Raw genomic sequence first — 18074 nt, 5'->3', positions numbered from 1 at the left:
TTGAGCATCAAGCTTGTGAGGGCTTGATCCTCTTCTGCGTGGACGTTTGCCATACGCCTCCCTTGGCAGGTATGGATCACCGCGTGGCGACCGGCGTGGACAATGGAGTCCTCCGGAGCGAGCCGTAACCTGTGCAGTGGGCACGGGTGGCGCGCGTCAATGATCGCCCGAGATCGGGTGGTTCTTAACGTCATTTGGAGAACACCATGTCCGTAAAACGCCCCAGCAAAGCCGACTTTCTGATTGCCGCCGAAGACCACGGTTATCACCTGACAGATAGCCAGATGGAGGCCTTCCTCAACCTGGCCGATGAAACGTTGAATTCCTACGAAGCCATCGATGCGCTCTACGCTGCCAACGTCGCGCAGGAACCGCCTGAACGCGAATACAACAAAGCCGCCGAGGCAGACAACCTGCACGGCGCCTGGTACGTGAAAACCCGAATCGTCGGCGCGGCGCAAGGCCCGTTGGCCGGCAAGACGGTGGTCATCAAGGACAATGTGTCGGTGGCTGGCGTGCCCATGGCTAACGGCTCATTGAGCCTGGACGGTTATATCCCGTCCGAAGACGCCACTGTGGTCAAACGCTTGCTGGCGGCCGGGGCCACGGTGGTGGGCAAGTCGGTGTGTGAAGACTTGTGTTTTTCCGGGGCAAGTTTTACCTCCGCCAGCGGCCCGGTTAAAAACCCCTGGGACCTGACGCGCAACGCAGGCGGTTCGTCCAGCGGCAGTGCGGTGCTGGTGGCGCTTGGCCAAGTCGACATGGCCATCGGCGGCGATCAGGGCGGTTCGATCCGGATGCCGTCGGCCTGGAGCGGCATCGTCGGGCACAAGCCGACTTACGGCCTGGTGCCTTACACCGGCGCTTTTCCGATTGAGCGGACCATCGACCATGTGGGCCCGATGGCCAATAACGTACGCGATGTGGCAGCGATGCTCGATGTCATTGCGGGGGCCGATGGGCTTGATTCCCGGCAGAAAAATCCGCCAGCGGTCAACTGCCTCGCGACGCTGGAGCAGGGCGTGGCCGGCTTGAAAATCGGCTTGCTGCGAGAAGGTTTTGCGATCCCGGGAATGTCCGAGCCGCAGGTGGATGCCCTGGTCAAGGCGGCGGTTGCCCAGCTTGAAAGCCTGGGCGCCAGCGTCGGCGAAGCAAGCGCGCCGTGGCACACGGGCGTGGCGTTGGATCTGTGGAACGTGATTGCCACTGACGGCGCGGCGTATCAGATGTTGCAGGGCAATGGTTACGGCATGAACGTCGACGGTTATTACGACCCGGACATCATGAGTTACTTCGGCGAAAAACGCCGCGAACACGCCGATGCGTTGTCCAGTAGCGTGCGAGCGGTTGCGTTGACCGGTCACTACAGCCTGAAAAACCTGCATGGCGCCTACTACGCCAAGGCGCGGATGCTGGTACCGGAGCTGACGCGCCAGTACGACGAGGCATTCAAGGATTTTGACGTGTTGGTGATGCCCACCATGCCCTTCGTAGCCACGCCGTTGACCGCCGCGGACGCACCCGTGGAGGAGTACGTGCACAGTGCACTGGACATGCTTGCCAATACCGCGCCGTTTGACCTCACGGGGCACCCCGCGACATCGATCCCGGCGGGGCTTGCGGACGGCTTGCCGGTCGCCATGATGATCGTTGCTCCGCGCTTCCAGGACGCCCTCGCACTGCGCGTTGCCCAGGCCTACGAACACGCCCGCGGCGTATTCCCTAAACCCCCGGCGCTGTAAACCGATGGCCTGCCCAGGCGCTGGCGAATACGTTCGCTGGCGACTGGGCCTGGAATGGCCAGCGCGCAACGCCTGCTGGCAGAAGGCTGGCGTGTGCAGGGGCTGAGTCGCCGCGCTGCCGGTATCGACCATCCGCGCTTTCACTGGACTGAATGCGATCTGAGTGACTTGCAGGCCTTGGATCAAGCCTTGCAGCCCATCGAAACGGTGGATGCCATCGTCCACGCGGCAGGTTTCATGCGTACCGCCCCGTTGGGGCAGTTGCAGCCGCAGGATGGCCAAGCCATGTGGCAGGTTCACGTGGCGGCGGCGAGCCATTTGGTCAACACCCTGCACGCCAGGCTGCACCCCGGCGCCCGAATCGTGATGATCGGCAGCCGCACGATGCAAGGCGTCGTGAAAAAACCTGCGCGGGGTCTTTAGCCGGCTGCAAGTATTCTGTTAATCCCTGGAACCACATCACCTCGACAAAATCACCGCTGATTTTCAGATCGCCTGTACGCAACCCCGTCAGGAATTCATCCTTGCTGTCTTTAGCCGACAGAATGGCGAAGCCTCTTTCTGTGTTTCTAAACGACAGCGTGAATGCCGGCTTTTGCGTTAAACCTGCGGCGGATTTTATCTTTCCGTTCGCAACGGTGAAGTAGCGACCCACGCCATCCTCTGTTCGAATCTGAAAGACCAACGACTTGCCTTTAACAAATTTTGCGCAGCCGGGGTTTTTCTTGATGGCCCGCTGAAACAGCTTGGTCAGCGCCCACAACAAAAATTTAAACTTCAGCATGATGTGCTGGCTCCGTAAGTTGTCATTCGCTGAGGAACGCGATGGCGTGTTTCAGAAAGCGCTCAGGGCATTGGAATTGGGCGCCGTGGCCCGCATCCGGGTACAGGAATAACTGGGCGTTCGGGATGTTCTGGGCCATGTACCAGGAGTTGACTGTTGGAATCATGACGTCATTCATGCCGTTCAGGATGAACGTTGGCTGTTTGATAGCGCGCAGATGATTGAAGGGATCATTTGGGTCCAGCTTGGGCATAAAGTGCATGTGGGCTTCGATCTGTGCCTGCATCACCTGCACAGAGCTGGGTGGATCCTGGTCGACACGCTGATGACGGCGCTCCCAGAACGCGAGCCCTGCCTGCCGCGCCGCCTCGGAGCGACCGAAAAACAGAAACAGAAAATCGTCCACTGTGGGAATGGGCCGTGGTGCGGCCTCCAGCACGCCAGGGTCTGAGTCCGGATTACCGCCACGAGGCCCGGTACCCAGCAGCATCAGTTTGCGCACGAGGTCGGGATGGCGTCGTGTCAGGTCCTGGGCGATAAAACCGCCAAGCGAGAAACCCAGCACATCGACTGTTGATAGACCGAGTGCGCGGATCACTGCGGCAGCGTCGTCGGCCATCAGCTCAATTCGGTTACGCGGCTCTCCGGAAGAAGAGGCAATGCCGCGACCGTTGTAGAGGATGACCTCGCGCCCTGCCGCCAGCCCATCCGTCATGATGGGGTCCCAATGATCCATGCCGCCACGGAAATGCTGGAGGAGGAACAGCGGAGGCTGATCTGTCTTGTCATTGCCCCAGCGGCGATAGGCAAATGTCTCGCCATCGACGTCGATATACAGGGTAGGAGCGGTTAGATGGCTATAGCTCATTTTGAAGTCTTCCAAGGGGTTGTCATCTGATGCAGCAAACCATGGCTGTTTGGGTACAGATTGCACCCGCGCGGGTTGTCCGCACCGGGCTCGATGTCTGGTTGCACTGCGACGGGTGTTGACGGAGCAATGCGACTTCGCAGTGTTACTGCTGCAACATCAAGCTACGCCAGACGATTACAGGCTGAGCCGCGTCTTCAGGTACTTTGCTGGTCGGTGACTGCGCAGGTGTCGCTTCGTCACGTTGTGGCGCTTGATCCTGATCTGGGCCTGTGTGTCCTGTATCGGGTGGTGCGGCTGCGGTTGATTCAACGCACTCATTGATGTCGCACTTATCGTTATTCAACTTCATCTTTCCAGCCTTTTGCGCGCTCCTGCCTTACCCCTTGTGCCCCCAGTCGTGATCGTTCTGTAATCGACGCTGGCTCGTTTGGTGCCAGAACACAGGTAACGACACCAAGCGCGCCATTTATACGGAGTTACCTGGACCTTCCCGGATACAAGCTTCGGTCACGCAGTGAGAGGGATGCACAAATAAAACCTGGCCCGGTCAGGCACCGCCTAGTTGGTGGCAGCGCTTGATTCGGCCAGTGTCGGGTAGTCGATGTAGCCCGTCGCACCGCCGCCGTAGAGGGTGGTGGGGTCGAAGGCGGACAGCGGCGCACCGGCCTTGAGCCGCTCCACCAGATCCGGGTTGCCGATAAACGGGCGGCCAAAGGCGATGAGGTCAGCCTTGTCCTGCGCAAGCCGCGAGTTGGCCAGGTTTTGGTCGTAGCCATTGTTGGCGATGTAGGTGTTCTTGAAGCGCTGGCGCAAGGCGTCGAAATCAAACGGCGCCACGTCGCGTGGCCCACCGGTCGCGCCTTCGACGACGTGCAGGTAAACGATGTCGAGCGCATTGAGTTGGTCGACGATGTAATCGAACTGAGCCTGCGGCTCACTGCTCGACACACCATTGGCGGGCGAGACCGGCGACAGGCGAATGCCCGTGCGGTCCGCGCCAATCTCGGCGACCACTGCAGCGGTCACTTCCAGCAACAGGCGCGCACGATTTTCGATCGAACCGCCGTAGGCATCGGTACGCTGGTTGGCGCCGTCCTTGATGAATTGATCGAGTAAATAGCCGTTTGCACCGTGGAGTTCCACTCCGTCGAAGCCGGCCGCAATGGCGTTTGCTGCCGCTTGGCGGAAATCGTTGACGATGCCTGGCAGTTCGTCGAGTTCGAGTGCGCGTGGCTCGGACACGTCGGCAAAGCCGTTATTGACGAAGGTCTTGGTCTGGGCACGGATGGCTGACGGCGCTACTGGGGCGGCACCGCCCGGTTGCAGCTCCACATGGGAAACCCGGCCAACGTGCCACAGCTGCACAAAAATCTTGCCGCCCTTGGCATGCACCGCTTCGGTAACCCGGCGCCAGCCGTCGATCTGCGCCTGGGTGTAAAGACCGGGTGTGTCTTGGTAACCCTGCGCCTGCGCCGAAATCTGGGTGGCCTCGGTGATCAGCAGTCCGGCCGAAGCGCGCTGGCTGTAGTAAGTGGGGGCGAACTCGCTGGGCACCAGTCCAGTGCCGGCGCGATTGCGCGTCAGGGGCGCGAGCACGATGCGGTTGGCGAGGGTCAGTGAGCCAAGGGTATAGGCAGTAAACAGATTTTGATCGGTCATGTGAGGTGTCTTCTGTGGCTGTGGCGGAAGAGGGATTTGGTTTGCCTTTATGATGGTGATCATAATCAAAGCTGTCAATTATTTTGATTGCAATCAACATCTATGTACTATGGGCGTAGGTTTTTTGTGCAAGTTCGAGGTATCGCAGGTGAAAGTGACCAAAGCGCAGGCGCAGGCAAATCGCGAGCACATCGTCGAGACGGCCTCCGTGTTGTTTCGTGAGCGGGGGTTTGACGGCGTAGGTTTGGTGGATCTCATGGGGGCCGCCGGGTTCACCCACGGAGGTTTCTACAAACATTTCGGCTCAAAGGCCGATCTGATGGCCGAGGCTGCAGCCAGCAGTCTTTCCCGGTCGCTCGCCGGCACCGAGGCGCTTGATATTCAGACGTTCATCGATATCTACGTGTCGAGGGATCACCGTGACCGGCGTGGCGAGGGCTGCACCATGGCGGCCCTGTGTGGAGACGCCGCGCGTCAGTCGGATGAGCTGAAGCGTGCATTCGCCGAAGGCATAGACCGCATGCTGCAAGCGCTGGTGCAAAAGTCTCCGACCGTCGAAGACGCTGCGCCGGGCGAGACGAGAGCGAAGATGATCGACGTACTGGCTCATGCCGTTGGCGCGATGGTGTTGTCGCGAGCGTGTCCGGATGATTCGCCGCTCGCCGATGAAATACTCGAGGTTTGCCACGCCCGGATATCGGCTTCCTTGCCGGTATCGCCAGGCAGCGAGCAATAGTCCGGGAGACCTCAAGCGCGCCTGCCGATGCGCTTCATGGGGGTGCGAGAGAGCAAGCGGTCGATCCTCGGTTGATCATCGATTTTCGCCAGCAGAGGCAGCGCCTCGGACAAGAGCGCGTTGTGGCACTGGAAAACCCCGCCGCCCCGTCACGCGTTCACGTCAACAATGGTCCGCCCCTGAATTTTCCCTGCGAGCACGCGGCTGGCGATGTCAGGAACATCGCCGAGGCCAACCACCTTTGAGGTTCGGGCAAGCTTGTCCAGATCCAAGTCACTGGCAAGGCGCGACCAAGCCTGCAGCCGTATCTGCTGAGGCGCATTGACCGAATCAATGCCAGCAAGGGTGATGTTGCGCAGGATGAAGGGGAGCACAGAGGCGGGCAGATCCGCGCCTTGTGCAAGTCCGAAGGCCGCGACCACGCCACGATACCGGGTATGCGCCAGCACGTTAGCCAACGTATGGCTGCCGACCGAGTCAATGGCGCCCGCCCAGCGCTCTTCGGAAATCGGTGCGCCCGGTGCGGACAGGGTGTGGCGGTCGATGATTTCGTTCGCGCCGAGCGCGCGCAGGTAATCGGCTTCTTCAAGCCGCCCGGTCGACGCGATCACGCGATAGCCCAGTTTGGACAGCAGGGCAATCGCCACCGATCCAGAGCCGCCATTGGCGCCGGTCACCAGGATGTCGCCGCGCGCAGGCGTCAGACCGCCATGTTCCAGTGCCAGCACGGACAGCATTGCGGTGTACCCCGCTGTGCCGATGGCCATGGCATCCCGGGCCGAAAACGCTGCGGGAACCTTGACCAGCCAATCACCGCTCACCCGTGCCCTTTGGGCGAAGCCGCCGTGGTGAGTCTGGCTGAGTCCCCAGCCGTTGGCCAGCACACGGTCGCCGGCCACAATGCCGGGATAGGTCGACGACTCTACGACCCCGGCAAAGTCGATCCCCGGAATCAGCGGAAACTTGCGGATGATCGGTGACCGGCCACTGAGCGCCATCGCGTCCTTGTAGTTCACCGTTGAGTATTCGACCGCGACGGTGACGTCGCCCGGCATCAAATCCTCGTCCTCAAAGTCAACCAAGCGGGTTGAAAGGGTGTCACCGGTCTTGCTGGCGAGCAGTGCCTTGAATGTCATCGTCTTCTCCTGGTCAGGTGACCACGTGCGTTGTGCTAAATCAGTTGACCCAGCTGGAAAACCTTGGGTTCGCCTGCGACCCACCTGAGGGTAGTTGAAGGTGACGATGCCCTTGTCCTTGCGCGTCCCAGCGAGGTTTTCCTGGACCATGGCGGCAAACTCGAAGGCCAAGCCCGCCTCGACGAAAGCAGGTGGGCGCGGTCAGATGGGCGCGCAAATTTCCAGCACCCTGGTGAGGCAAGCACCTCAATGATGTCGATCATAATCTTCGTCGTCAAGATCTTTGATTGCGATTGACATCAATGAAGGCTATAGGCTTCACTGCTGGCCTATCTACACAGATCTTGAAGATGAAAGTCACTAAAGCGCAGGGGAACGCTATCGAGGCGGTCATGCGCCCAGTCGATCCCGACAACAGGGCCGATTCAATTGACGGAGCACAGCATGAAGTACACATCATTTGGAAAGACCGGTTTGCAGGTTTCACAGGTGGCGCTCGGCACGGGCAACTTCGGCACAGGCTGGGGTTATGGCGCCGATCCCGACGCCAGCAAAGCTGTGTTCAACGCTTATGCCGAAGCTGGCGGCAACTTCATCGATTCGGCTGACGTCTACCAATTCGGGCAATCCGAAGAACTGCTCGGTACATTGCTGGAAGGGCGGCGTGAGGATTTTGTGCTCGCCACCAAGTTCAGCAGTGGCGCAGTGCAGAATGCGAACCGACTGGTCACCGGCAACAGCCGTAAGGCCATGGTGGCTTCCGTGGAGGCAAGCCTGAAACGGCTCAAAACCGATCGGATTGATATTTACTGGGCGCATCACCCGGATGGCACCACGCCCCTTGAGGAAATCGTCCGAGGCTTCGAGGACCTGGCGCGTGCCGGCAAGATCCTGTACGCGGGCCTGTCGAACTTCCCCGCCTGGCGCCTCGCCCGTGCGGTCACGTTGGCCGAACTGTCCCATGCCGTTCCGATTGCGGCTGCACAATTCGAACATAGCTTGGTGCATCGCGAGCCCGAGGCCGATTTGTTCAAGGCATCGCATGCGCTCGGTCTCGGCATCGTGACGTGGTCGCCCCTGGGGGGCGGTATGTTGACCGGAAAGTACCGGCAAGGTGAAAAGGGGCGTGCTGAAGGGTTCGCAGGGCGTGTGTTCCAGCCGGAGAACTCGGCACAGCGCACGCAGACGCTGGACGCGGTAGTCGCTATAGCGGGTGAACACGGCGTCAGCCCGGGCCAGGTTGCCATTGCTTGGGCAGGCACGCATGGTGCGGTTCCCATTATCGGCCCGCGCTCACTTGGCCAACTTACCGATAACCTTGGAGCGCTGACACTGCAGCTCTCTGCGGAGCAAATTGGTCGACTTGATAGCGTGAGTGACCTGGCGCCGTCGGCAGTAGCCAGGGTACCTGTTGCTTGGGCTGACGGCGCTCCAGAGCGTGTCGTTGCCTGACCTGTGAAGGTGCAATGCGAACGCGCGGTCAATGAGGGTTAAGCCTGGAGTCACTGCGAGGACGAAACAAGCCAAGCTGACGACGCGGGTTTCGGCTATCGGCATGTTCTCGCATCAATCTATGGCTCGTGCTGGGTACGCGGTCAAGTTATGCCGTCGATCAAAATATGCCGTTGTCCCCGACTGCACTGCTCGATCCGCGCCTCAACCTGGTACACCTCGCGCAGCATGCGTTCGGTGATCACCTCATGACTCGCGCCGCTGCCTTGGGCGGTGCCGTCGGCAATCACCAATACCTGGTCGGCAAAGCGCAACGCCTGGTTCAGGTCATGCAGGGCAATAAACACGATGACCTGCTGTTGGCGGGCCAGTGCGCCCATGAAGTTCAACACTTGCACCTGGCGATGCATGTCGAGGGCGCTGGTGGGTTCGTCCATCAGCAGGACTTCCGGTTCGCGCACCAAGGTCTGGGCGATGGACACCAGTTGCTGCTGGCCGCCGCTGAGTTCGCCGAGGTTGCGAAAGGACAAGTCGCTGATGCCAAGGGCCTCGAGCATTTCGTCGACCAGGTTCAACTCGTCATCGTGGACGGTCCATTGCGGCGACAGTTGCTTGCGGGCCAGGAGTACCGATTCGTAGACCGTCAACCGCGCACTGGCATTCAAGCCCTGGGGCATGTAGCAGATGCCCTGCCGGCCCTTTTTCGAGTCCTGCAGGATCACCTGTCCAGGCCCGTCGATCAGCCCGGCCATGCGTTTGAACAAGGTGGACTTGCCCGCCGCATTGGGCCCCACCACCGCGACCACCTGGCCGCCGGTGAACGCGGCGGTGGTAACGCCACGGATGATCGTGCGCTGGCCATAGCGGGCACCCAGGTCTTGCAGCTGAATCTTCACCATGTGTTTTTCTTCCCGCTGAGGATCAGTGATATGAAGAACGGCACGCCGATCAGTGAAGTGACCACCCCGATCGGGAAGATGGCGCCGGGGATCAGGGTTTTGCTCACCACTGAACTGGCGGACAGAATCAGTGCGCCGGTCAGCAGCGAGGCCGGAAGGAAGAAGCGTTGGTCCTCGCCGATCAACATCCGCGCAATATGCGGGCCGACCAGCCCGATAAAGCCGATGGTGCCCACAAAGGCCACGGGGAACGAGGCGAGCAGGCTGACCATGATCAGCGTCTGAAAGCGCAGGCTGCGTACGTTGATCCCGAAGCTGGCGGCCTTGTCGTCCCCCAGTCGCAGTGCGGTCAGGGCCCAGGCGCGCTTGGCAAAGATCGGCAGGGTGATCACGATCACCAGGCAGATCACCCCGAGTTTGGGCCAGGTGGCTTTGGTCAGGCTGCCCATGGTCCAGAACACCACGGCCGCCACGGCTTGCTCGGTGGCGAAAAACTGCACCAGGGCCAATAACGCGTTAAACGTGAAGACCAGGGCAATACCCAATAGCACGATGGTTTCCGCGGTGACCCCGCGACGCATGCTCAGGAAGTGAATCAGCAACGCCGACAGCATGGCCATGATGAACGCGTTGACCGGCACCATGTACTGCGCCGCCAACGGAAACAGCGCCACACCAAACGCCAGCCCCATGGCTGCACCAAAACTGGCGGCGGCGGAAATGCCCAAGGTGAAGGGGCTGGCCAGCGGGTTATTGAGGATGGTCTGCATCTGCGCGCCGGCCAGTGACAACGCTGCACCCACGGCAACGGCCATCAGGGCGATCGGCAGGCGGATGTCCCACATCACCACGCGAACCTGTGCCGGCGCACTGTCCGGCGCAAACAGTGCACCGAGTACTTCATTGAAGCTGTAGCGCGCCGGCCCGAGGGCCAGGTCAAGCAGCACACTGCACAACAGCAGCAAGAGCAGGCCACTGAGGATCAGGCGTTTGCGCAGCACCAGGGCCCGGTAGGTGTCGCGTTGGATCACGGCACTCATGGCTTGAGGCTCACGAAGTAACCCGGCTCATAGGGCACCGGCAGGAATCGCTCGTGCAATTCGCGAAACGAGGCTTCAGGGTCCAGGTCGGTAAACAATGTCGGATGAAACCACTTGGCCAACTGCTGGATGGCCACGAACTGATAAGGGCTGTTGTAGAACTGGTGCCAGATGGCATGGAACGCCTGGTCATCCTGCGCCTTGATCCCGGCATAGGCCGGGCGTTGGGTATACCAGGCCAGTTTGCGCCGGGCTTGGGCCATGTCGGCACCGGGCCCCACCCCGACCCAGTGGCCACCGGGGGCAAAGGCTTCCCAGTTGGCACTGGTGACCACCACCTGTTCCGGGTTGGCGACGATCACTTGCTCGGGATTCAGCTGGCCAAAGGTGGTGGGAATAACGCCTCTGGCGATGTTATTGCCCCCCGCCATATCGACGAACAGACCGAAGTTTTCATTGCCGAAACTCAGGCAGCAATCGTCGGTGTAGCCACCGATACGCTCGATGAACACGCTGGGGCGCGAAGGGTGTTGCGCGTTGATCACGTCGGTGACGCGGCGGATCTGCTGGTTGCGAAAGTCGATAAACGCTTCGGCACGCGCCTCTTTGCCGAACAACTGGCCGAACAGGCGCATGGTCGGTTCGGTGTTCTGCATCGGGTGGTTGCGAAAGTCGACGTACACCACTGGAATCCCCAGGGCATCGAGCTTTTCGATATAGCGGGCGTCCTCGGTCGCGTGCTGGGCCTCGATATTGAGGATGATCACGTCCGGGCGCTGGGAGATGGCCTGCTCGATATCGAAGGTGCCGTCTTCAAAGCCGCCAAAGGTGGGGATTTTGGCGATGGCGGGAAATTTACGCAGGTAAGCGCCATAGGTGTCCGGGTCGGACTGGATCAGGTCCTTGCGCCAGCCGACGATTCGCTCGATGGGGTTTTGCGTATCCAGCGCGGCAACCAGGTACAACTGACGGCCTTCCCCGAGAATCACCCGCCGGACCGGCAGGTGCACCTTGACCTGGCGCCCGAGCAAATCGGTGACGGTGCTGCGTGGTGCCTGCGGCTCGGCGGCCGTCGACGGCAGAGCCCATCCCAACAAACCCGCAAGCAGCAGCCCGGCGAAGGCGTGGCTGCGTCGAACAATGGTAACCATGGTTAAAGCCTTTGCAGTGGTCGGGCCGGGTGGCGGTGCAGCTTGCCGTGCCGGGCCGAAGGTTTCAGAAATCGACCGTGGTCGACAGTAGAAGGGTGCGTGGCGAGCCTTGAGAGAACGCACCATAGGAAGCGACCCCCGACCAATACTCACGGTCGAACACGTTCTGTACCGTGGCGCGAAAGGTCGTCGGCCGCTGGGCGATGCGCGTGCTGTAGCGCACGCCCATGTCGAAGCGGGTCCAGGGGTCCAACTGCTGGGTGTTGGCCTGGTTCACATATTGGCTGCCGGTGTACAACGCCCCGCTGGTTAGCGTCAGCCCCTCGACCCAGGGCACGTCCCACTCGGCCCAGAGGTTGGCTTGCACCTTCGGCACCCCCACTGGGGTGTTGCCCCGGTTGGCCGCAACCGCGCTTTTGGTCAGTTGCGCATCCAGCAGCGTCACCCCGCCCAGCAGGCGTGTGCCTTGGCCGGCCTCACCGGATACGTTCAGCTCCAGGCCGCGGTTGCGCTGTTCGCCTTGTACCGCAAAGGTGGTACCTGACAGCTCGCCACTGGGTTTGGTGATCTGGAACAGCGCGAGTGTGGACATGACCGTGCCGTAGTCGAGCTTGACCCCCACCTCATGCTGGCGTGAGACGTAGGGGGCAAAGATCTGGCCCGCGTTCGAGGCCGTGGCGGGGGCGATATCGCCTTTGCTCAAGCCTTCCAGGTAGTTGTAGTAGAACGACACATGCTCCCAGGGCCGGACAACTGCGCCGAACAGCGGCGTGGTCCTGCCGTCGTCGTAAGCCGTGGTCACCGTACCCGCCGCGTCGTAGTTGTTGGAGCGGATGGTCTGTTTGCGCAGGCCGGCCGTCACCTGCAGGCGCTGATCGAGGATCGACAAGGTGTCGGCAACGGCGACGCCGGACAATTCGGTCGCCGAGACTTTCGGCGTGGCAGGCGTAGCAATGTCGGCCTCGGGTCGTGAGACAGGGTGGTAAATGTTCGACAGGATCGGCGGGCCGGAAATAATGCCGCGCGACAACTCGTCGCGATAGCGCGTCACTTGCAGCGTGGTGCTGTGGCTGATCGGCCCGGTGTCGAAACGCAGTCGGGCACCGCTGTCGACCGTGTAGCGCCGTACTTTAAATTTGTAATAGCCGGGGATCGACGAGGTGTCGCCGACGGTGTTGATGATGGTCGGGGTCTGGTCGGAAAGGCGTGCCACGTTCGACTTCCCACCGCCGGCATGGGCAAACAGGGTCAGTGCGTCGCTCACGTCATACTCGCCACCCAGCAATGCCGACTCGTCGCGGGTCTTGGACCAGCCCCACGCCTGGCTGACGTTGGTACGCCCGTTGGCGGCGTGGGGAATCGGCACGCCGGGCGCGATCAGGAAGGGCCGTGACGCCGCGTCGAATTGCTCTTGCTGGTTGATCAGGTCCAGGCTGGTGCGCAGGCGATCGCCCTGGTAATCCAGGGCGATGGCACTGACCCCGACATCCCGCGATTGCTTGTCGATGACAGTGTCACCCTGCTGCACGCGGCCGTTGACGCGCATGCCGAATCGCCGGTCCTCACCAAACCGCCGACTCAGGTCGATATGGGTGCCCAGTTGTCGGTCCTGGGCATAGGTGGCCGTGACGCGGGTCAGGTCCTCGTCCAGGGCGCGCTTGGGGACCACGTTGATCACGCCACCGACGGCGCTGTTGGGGGACATGCCGTAGAGGAGGGCGCCAGGGCCTTTGACCACTTCGATGCGTTCGGCGTAGTCGGTGAATACCCGGTAATTGGAGGCCACGCCGTACACACCGTCGAACGCCAGTTCCCCGAGGTTGCCTTCGCCCACCGGAAAGCCGCGGATAAAGAATGAGTCGACGATCCCTCCCGTCTGGCCGGTGGAGCGGACCGAAGAGTCGCGCTCCAGCACGTCGCCCACGGTGGTCGCCTGCTGGTCTTTGATCAATGACGCGGTATAGGTGCTGATGCTGAACGGCGCGTCCATCACATCCGTATTGCCCAGCAGGCCGAGACGCCCGCCCTCGGCCACCTGGCCGCCCGGGTACACCGGCGGCAGGCTATCGGTGTGTTTTTGCGCCGCCTCCACCGTGGTCGCCGACAGCGTCAGCCTGCGCAGTACCAGGGTGTAGCTGCCATCGCTGCGCAACACCATCTCCAGGCCGCTGCCTTCGAGCAAACGCGTGACGGCTTCCTGCGTGGAGTAGGTGCCGTTCAGTTCGGGGCTGATCAGGCCCTCCGTGATCGACGGCTGGAACGACAGGGCAATACCGGCGTCCACGGCAAAGCTTGAGAGCGTCGCGCCGAGCGGGCCGGGGGCAATGTGGTAGGCCTGCACAGCGACTGAGTCCAATTGGGCCGGTGCATCCGCCAACGCCACCGGGCACATGGCTCCGGCCAGCAGCAGGCTGAGCACAACGCCGTGCACCATCGGTTTGAGCGGACGAGCCGGACGCAGGGGCCGTGCTACGAGCATGAAAGGATGACCCATGGACGAGAGGAAAAGGCTGTTCCTGTCTTTGCCAGTCGAGATCGAAAAAAGTATCACCCCGGCCGCCGTTTATTTTTGCGTGAGAGTCAGGCGGGCGACAGGGTGACCCAGTAACCGCGCAAATGACTGTTCGCCAGCACGGGATAAGTGTGCACCAGCATGCTCAAGGTGCGATCGGTATCACTGATCGGAAAGGCCCCGGAAATGCGCAAGTCGGCGATGGCCGGATCACAGCGCAGGAAACCTCGGCGGTAGCGCGTCAGTTCCGCGACGAAATCCGCCAGGCGCATCTTGTCGGCCATCAACATGCCTTGGGTCCATGAACCGATGTAGCGATCGGTCGGCGCCAGGTCACCAAAGGTCTGTGAGGAGAAGTCGGTGCGCTGCCCTGCATTGACGATCAGCGGCGGGGTCTGGCGGTTATCGGCCAATATCACCCGCACCGCGCCGTCGATGACCGCAAGATGGGTGCGGGGGCTGACTTCACGCACGGTAAACCGTGTGCCCAGCGCCTGCATGCTTCCCTGGCGGGTGCTGATCAGGAACGGCCGGGGCAGGGGGGCGGTGTCCACGGCGGTCTGCACCAGGATTTCGCCCTCGCGCAGGTGAATAAGCCGTTGACGGTCGTCGAATACGACGTCGATGGCGGTGGCGGTGTTCAGGGTGATACGTGAGCCATCGGCCAGGGTCAGTTCGCGGCGTTGGCCAACGTCGGTGCGATAGTCCGCTGACCATTGCTGCGATTGCGCCAGCTTCCAGCTCCCCCAACCCGCGGGCGCCAGCGCCAGCAGGATCGCCAGCTTGCCCAGTGCTGCACGACGTTCAGGGCTGTCTGGCCGGTCCAGCGCCGACATCGCCAGGGCGGGCGGCAGGCCGCCGAACTTGCTCTGCAGCAATTGCGCACGGGACCAGGCGCGATCCCGCTCCGGGCTGCTGACCTTCCAGCGCTCCCATTCGGCGCGCTCGTGCTCGCTCAGTTCGCGTTCGCTCAAGCGCATCAGCCACTCGGCGGCTTCTTCGAGTACCTGCGGGTCCAGCGGCGGCTCCTTGCGCAGACCGAGCATTCACTCCACCAGCATCAGGCACTGTACGAAGGCCTGTTTCATGTAGCGCTTGACGGTGATCAGCGATACACCCAGTTGCTCGGCGATGTCGTCGTACTTGAGGCCGTTGATCTGCGACAGCAGGAAGGCGCGCTTGACCAGGGGCGCCAGGGTATCGAGCATGGCGTCGATTTCGTGCAGGGTTTCCAGCACCATGAAGTGCGCCTCGGGCGACGGCGCTTCGTGGGTGGGCACGTTCGCCAGCGCATCCAGGTAGGCGCGTTCCAGTGCCTTGCGCTGGTACCAGTTGACCAGGATGCCCTTGGCCACGCAGCTCAGGTACGCCCGTGGCTGGTCAATCACCGTGACTTGTGAGGCGAGGATCCGGGTGAAGGTGTCCTGCGCCAGATCCGCCGCATCCATGGCGTTACCCAGTTTTCTCTTCAGCGTGGCATACAGCCAGCCGTGATGCCCGCTGTACAGGGCCTCGATGGCGCGCAGGTGATTGAGGTGATTCGCGGAAGAGATTTCGCTCATGGCGGCAGATTTGTTTGTAATTGAGAAGTATTCCCAATGCTAGTTGACAAACCAGCTTGAGCGCAAGCGCCATCGTGTCCCGTGATCAGGCGTGTGACAGGCGTATCAAGGCGTCAATCAGCAAATCGATTTCAGCTTCGGTGTTGTAAGCGTGAACCGATGCACGGCTGACCTCAAGCAAGCCCCGCTGCTGCATGTCGAGCAGGGTCGAGCCTGCTGTCGAAGTGCTCACGTTGATGCGTTTGGGTTGCGCTGCGAGCCACTGCTGCACCTGTGGGGCGCTGTGGTGGCGATGACTGAAGGTGACGATGCCGGACTTTACAGGGCCCAGGTCCTGCGAGGTGATACCCGCCACGTCGGTCAGTCGATGGCGTAAGTAACCCGCCAGGTGCTGGATGCGCTGCCATATCGGTTCGATACCCTGCGCCAACGCATACTCCGCTGCGGCCCCCAGGCCCAGCTTGGCCGCAACATTGCATTCCCAATTTTCAAAACGTCGCGCATCCGCACGAATTTCAAAGCTGTCTGCCGTGAGCAAGGACGCCGCATGCAGGTCCAGAAAAACCGGCTCCAGGCGTTGGCACAGGGATTGTTCTACGTACAGGAACCCCACGCCCCTCGGCCCGCGCAGGTATTTTCGACTGGTGGCGGCGAGCATATGGCAGCCGATCTTTTGCACATCGATCGGCACCTGGCCCACCCCTTGGCAAGCGTCCAGCAGGAACAACACACCCGCCGCCCGGGCGAGGGCACCGATCTGCTCGACGGGTTGCACAGGCCCGCCGTTGGTGGCGATCATCGGCAGCGATACCAGGGCGACGCGCTCGTCTTCAAGCATGGCCGCCAAGGCTGCGAGGCACACCTGGCCGTGTTCATCGTTGGGGATGATCCGGATCTCGATCCCGCGCTGCTGCCTCAATTGCAGGTATGGGATGTAGTTGCCGGCGTATTCGGTCATGGAGGTCAGCACGGCGTCGCCGGGCTTGAGCGCCAGTGAATAGAAGGCCATGTCCCAGGCTCGGGTGGCGTTTTCGACCACTGCGATTTCAGTGGGGTGCGCATTGATCAGGCGCCCGACGGCGGTGTAGACATTGTCCAGTTCAGGCGCGCATCGGGCGGCCGCTTCATACCCGCCGAGGCGGGCTTCCTGTTGCAGGTGCCCGGTCATGACCTGGACCACCGGCTCAGGCATCAGCGCCGCACCGGCATTATTGAAATGGATCAGATGCTCGACACCCGGTGTATCGGCACGCAGTTGTTCAATGTTCAAACCCTCACTCCTTGTTCAGTCGCTGCCTGCAACGCCATTGGAAGGCGCGGACACCGACCAGTACCGCAGCGCGACCATGGGAATCAGCGCCACTGCATAGGCCAGGCACACGAAAAGATAGGTGTATTGCAGGCCGTAGACCTGGCTCAGCAAGCCACCGATGGAGATGCCGGCAATCGAGGCGAACTGCGCAGTGCTTTGGGCAATACCCAGTACGTAGCCTTGTCGCGAGCTGTCGGCGGTTTTCGAGACCAACGCCATCAGCACGGGGGTGGTCGCCCCCAACAGCACCCCCCAAATGAAGTAGGCGACGATAAATACCACGGCGCTGCGCGTTACGCCCGCCACGGCGGTCAGGGCGATGCAGCCCATGACGACATATGTGATGCGTTGCAGGGTTTCTGCCTGGGAACGATGCTCGAAGTAGCGCGACCATGCCGTTGCCGACAGGATGAAGCCCAGCGCCAGCAACCCGTAGCACAAGCCGACGACGGAGTTGTTGACCTCGAACGTCGAGCTCACATACAGCGAGAACGAGGTCTGCGGCAGCATGCGCGCGAGCAGCAGGATGCCCATGACGCACAGCAGCGACAGCAGCGGAGAGCTGCGCCATACGCTGTCGGTGCCTGCGACCGGCGTGCGGGTGGCCACCGTCGGCTTTTTTGGTACGGGAGGCACATCCGGCAAGGTCACGGCGGCGATGACGGTACAGAGTGCACAGAGCACCGAGGCGACGATGTTGATCCAGAAAAACGTCGCGTAATCGAGGATCAGGCCGCCTACGACCGCACCGAGCAGTGAGCCGACATTGGTCGATATCTGCAGGATCGCGAATAACCGCGCCCGCCGCGACGGCGCTTCGATACTGACCCCGTAAGCCTGCGCCGGGGCTATATAGCCGGCAAAGGCGCCCTGCAGAAAACGCAGGACCAGGATGACCCAGATGTCACTGAAAAAGGCCAGCCCGAGCTGGGTCAGGGACAACCCCGCGAGTGCGCGGATCATCATCAGCTTGTGGCCGTAGCGATCGCCGATACGGCCCCAGAATGCACTGGTCAGCATGATGCCCAGCATCGGCCCGACGTACACGGCGATGCTGGCGAAGCTGAATACCGACTCCGAGGACGCCAGCCCGCGCAGGTGCACGGGCCAGAACGGCCCGCTCATTTCCATCGCGCCCATGGAGACCAGCTGGATCGCGAACAGAAGATAAATGAGGATTCTTACACGCGAACCCTGGATGGCACCTGCTTGGGACAT

General features: G+C 61.5%; 16 protein-coding genes. 4 read left to right on the top strand and 12 right to left on the bottom strand.

Going from position 1 to position 18074, the window contains the following annotated elements:
• Nucleotides 1-206 precede the first annotated feature (206 nt).
• On the top strand, nucleotides 207-1742 hold the full coding sequence (locus tag PspCFBP13509_RS23640; RefSeq protein ID WP_137212776.1) for an amidase: 1536 nt from the start codon (nucleotides 207-209) through the stop codon (nucleotides 1740-1742).
• A 54-nt stretch (nucleotides 1743-1796) separates the two neighbouring features.
• Complete coding sequence (locus PspCFBP13509_RS23635) at nucleotides 1797-2165, top strand: NAD-dependent epimerase/dehydratase family protein (RefSeq protein ID WP_137212775.1); 369 nt, start codon at nucleotides 1797-1799, stop codon at nucleotides 2163-2165.
• Here PspCFBP13509_RS23635 and PspCFBP13509_RS23630 read toward each other — a convergent pair.
• From PspCFBP13509_RS23630 to PspCFBP13509_RS23620, 3 genes are all read right to left on the bottom strand, one after another.
• Nucleotides 2065-2526: an SCP2 sterol-binding domain-containing protein gene (locus PspCFBP13509_RS23630; RefSeq protein WP_242001099.1), complete on the bottom strand. Its 462-nt coding sequence runs from the start codon at nucleotides 2524-2526 to the stop codon at nucleotides 2065-2067. The two genes, PspCFBP13509_RS23635 and PspCFBP13509_RS23630, sit on opposite strands and share 101 nt — an antisense overlap.
• 22 nt (nucleotides 2527-2548) lie before the next feature.
• Nucleotides 2549-3409, bottom strand: a complete 861-nt coding sequence (locus PspCFBP13509_RS23625; RefSeq protein ID WP_242001098.1) for an alpha/beta fold hydrolase — start codon at nucleotides 3407-3409, stop codon at nucleotides 2549-2551.
• A 546-nt stretch (nucleotides 3410-3955) separates the two neighbouring features.
• A complete protein-coding gene (locus PspCFBP13509_RS23620; protein WP_137212774.1) occupies nucleotides 3956-5056 on the bottom strand; it encodes an alkene reductase in 1101 nt (366 codons plus the stop codon).
• 148 nt (nucleotides 5057-5204) lie between these two features.
• On the opposite strand from PspCFBP13509_RS23620, the gene PspCFBP13509_RS23615 reads away from it, so the two are divergent.
• Nucleotides 5205-5792, top strand: a complete 588-nt coding sequence (locus PspCFBP13509_RS23615) for a TetR/AcrR family transcriptional regulator (RefSeq protein WP_065926140.1) — start codon at nucleotides 5205-5207, stop codon at nucleotides 5790-5792.
• Between the two features lie 149 nt (nucleotides 5793-5941).
• On the opposite strand, the gene acuI is transcribed toward PspCFBP13509_RS23615, so the two are convergent.
• Nucleotides 5942-6928 (bottom strand): acrylyl-CoA reductase (NADPH), encoded by a 987-nt coding sequence (gene acuI / locus PspCFBP13509_RS23605; protein ID WP_065926088.1) that lies wholly within the window; start codon nucleotides 6926-6928, stop codon nucleotides 5942-5944.
• A 444-nt stretch (nucleotides 6929-7372) separates the two neighbouring features.
• Here acuI and PspCFBP13509_RS23600 point away from each other — a divergent pair, with 444 nt between their 5' ends.
• Nucleotides 7373-8380, top strand: a complete 1008-nt coding sequence (locus tag PspCFBP13509_RS23600; RefSeq protein ID WP_065926090.1) for an aldo/keto reductase — start codon at nucleotides 7373-7375, stop codon at nucleotides 8378-8380.
• A gap of 143 nt (nucleotides 8381-8523) precedes the next feature.
• Here the strand turns inward: PspCFBP13509_RS23600 and PspCFBP13509_RS23595 are convergent, their stop codons facing one another.
• From PspCFBP13509_RS23595 to PspCFBP13509_RS23560, 8 genes are all read right to left on the bottom strand, one after another.
• A complete protein-coding gene (locus PspCFBP13509_RS23595) occupies nucleotides 8524-9279 on the bottom strand; it encodes an ABC transporter ATP-binding protein (protein WP_065926091.1) in 756 nt (251 codons plus the stop codon).
• Nucleotides 9273-10319, bottom strand: a complete 1047-nt coding sequence (locus PspCFBP13509_RS23590) for a FecCD family ABC transporter permease (RefSeq protein WP_137212773.1) — start codon at nucleotides 10317-10319, stop codon at nucleotides 9273-9275. Before PspCFBP13509_RS23590 ends, PspCFBP13509_RS23595 begins: the two co-directional genes overlap by 7 nt.
• Nucleotides 10316-11470 (bottom strand): ABC transporter substrate-binding protein, encoded by a 1155-nt coding sequence (locus tag PspCFBP13509_RS23585; protein ID WP_065926093.1) that lies wholly within the window; start codon nucleotides 11468-11470, stop codon nucleotides 10316-10318. The genes PspCFBP13509_RS23590 and PspCFBP13509_RS23585 overlap by 4 nt, the downstream gene beginning before the upstream one ends.
• Before the next feature lie 64 nt (nucleotides 11471-11534).
• On the bottom strand, nucleotides 11535-13949 hold the full coding sequence (locus tag PspCFBP13509_RS23580; protein WP_065926094.1) for a TonB-dependent receptor: 2415 nt from the start codon (nucleotides 13947-13949) through the stop codon (nucleotides 11535-11537).
• Between the two features lie 101 nt (nucleotides 13950-14050).
• Entirely contained in the window at nucleotides 14051-15028 is a 978-nt protein-coding gene (locus PspCFBP13509_RS23575; protein WP_065939571.1) for a FecR domain-containing protein, read from the bottom strand.
• On the bottom strand, nucleotides 15029-15544 hold the full coding sequence (locus PspCFBP13509_RS23570) for a sigma-70 family RNA polymerase sigma factor (RefSeq protein ID WP_065926096.1): 516 nt from the start codon (nucleotides 15542-15544) through the stop codon (nucleotides 15029-15031).
• A gap of 85 nt (nucleotides 15545-15629) precedes the next feature.
• The gene (locus PspCFBP13509_RS23565) at nucleotides 15630-16814 is read right to left on the bottom strand and encodes an aminotransferase class V-fold PLP-dependent enzyme (RefSeq protein WP_065926097.1); all 1185 of its coding nucleotides are present in this window, start codon (nucleotides 16812-16814) and stop codon (nucleotides 15630-15632) included.
• 15 nt (nucleotides 16815-16829) lie between these two features.
• The gene (locus tag PspCFBP13509_RS23560) at nucleotides 16830-18074 is read right to left on the bottom strand and encodes an MFS transporter (RefSeq protein ID WP_065926098.1); all 1245 of its coding nucleotides are present in this window, start codon (nucleotides 18072-18074) and stop codon (nucleotides 16830-16832) included.

The organism is Pseudomonas sp. CFBP13509, assembly GCF_005233485.1.
GTDB lineage: Bacteria > Pseudomonadota > Gammaproteobacteria > Pseudomonadales > Pseudomonadaceae > Aquipseudomonas > Aquipseudomonas marginalis.
The sequence above is the reverse complement of the archived record's forward strand: the minus strand, read 5'-3'. Positions and strand labels throughout refer to the sequence as shown.

Coding starts and splice junctions, on each gene's coding strand:
- PspCFBP13509_RS23640 (WP_137212776.1), top strand. CDS start 207: ATGTCCGTAAAACGCCCCAGCAAAGCCGACTTTCTGATTGCCGCCGAA.
- PspCFBP13509_RS23635 (WP_137212775.1), top strand. CDS start 1,797: ATGGCCAGCGCGCAACGCCTGCTGGCAGAAGGCTGGCGTGTGCAGGGG.
- PspCFBP13509_RS23630 (WP_242001099.1), bottom strand. CDS start 2,526: ATGCTGAAGTTTAAATTTTTGTTGTGGGCGCTGACCAAGCTGTTTCAG.
- PspCFBP13509_RS23620 (WP_137212774.1), bottom strand. CDS start 5,056: ATGACCGATCAAAATCTGTTTACTGCCTATACCCTTGGCTCACTGACC.
- acuI (WP_065926088.1), bottom strand. CDS start 6,928: ATGACATTCAAGGCACTGCTCGCCAGCAAGACCGGTGACACCCTTTCA.
- PspCFBP13509_RS23600 (WP_065926090.1), top strand. CDS start 7,373: ATGAAGTACACATCATTTGGAAAGACCGGTTTGCAGGTTTCACAGGTG.
- PspCFBP13509_RS23595 (WP_065926091.1), bottom strand. CDS start 9,279: ATGGTGAAGATTCAGCTGCAAGACCTGGGTGCCCGCTATGGCCAGCGC.
- PspCFBP13509_RS23590 (WP_137212773.1), bottom strand. CDS start 10,319: ATGAGTGCCGTGATCCAACGCGACACCTACCGGGCCCTGGTGCTGCGC.
- PspCFBP13509_RS23585 (WP_065926093.1), bottom strand. CDS start 11,470: ATGGTTACCATTGTTCGACGCAGCCACGCCTTCGCCGGGCTGCTGCTT.
- PspCFBP13509_RS23580 (WP_065926094.1), bottom strand. CDS start 13,949: ATGCTCGTAGCACGGCCCCTGCGTCCGGCTCGTCCGCTCAAACCGATG.
- PspCFBP13509_RS23575 (WP_065939571.1), bottom strand. CDS start 15,028: ATGCTCGGTCTGCGCAAGGAGCCGCCGCTGGACCCGCAGGTACTCGAA.
- PspCFBP13509_RS23570 (WP_065926096.1), bottom strand. CDS start 15,544: ATGAGCGAAATCTCTTCCGCGAATCACCTCAATCACCTGCGCGCCATC.
- PspCFBP13509_RS23560 (WP_065926098.1), bottom strand. CDS start 18,074: ATGTCCCAAGCAGGTGCCATCCAGGGTTCGCGTGTAAGAATCCTCATT.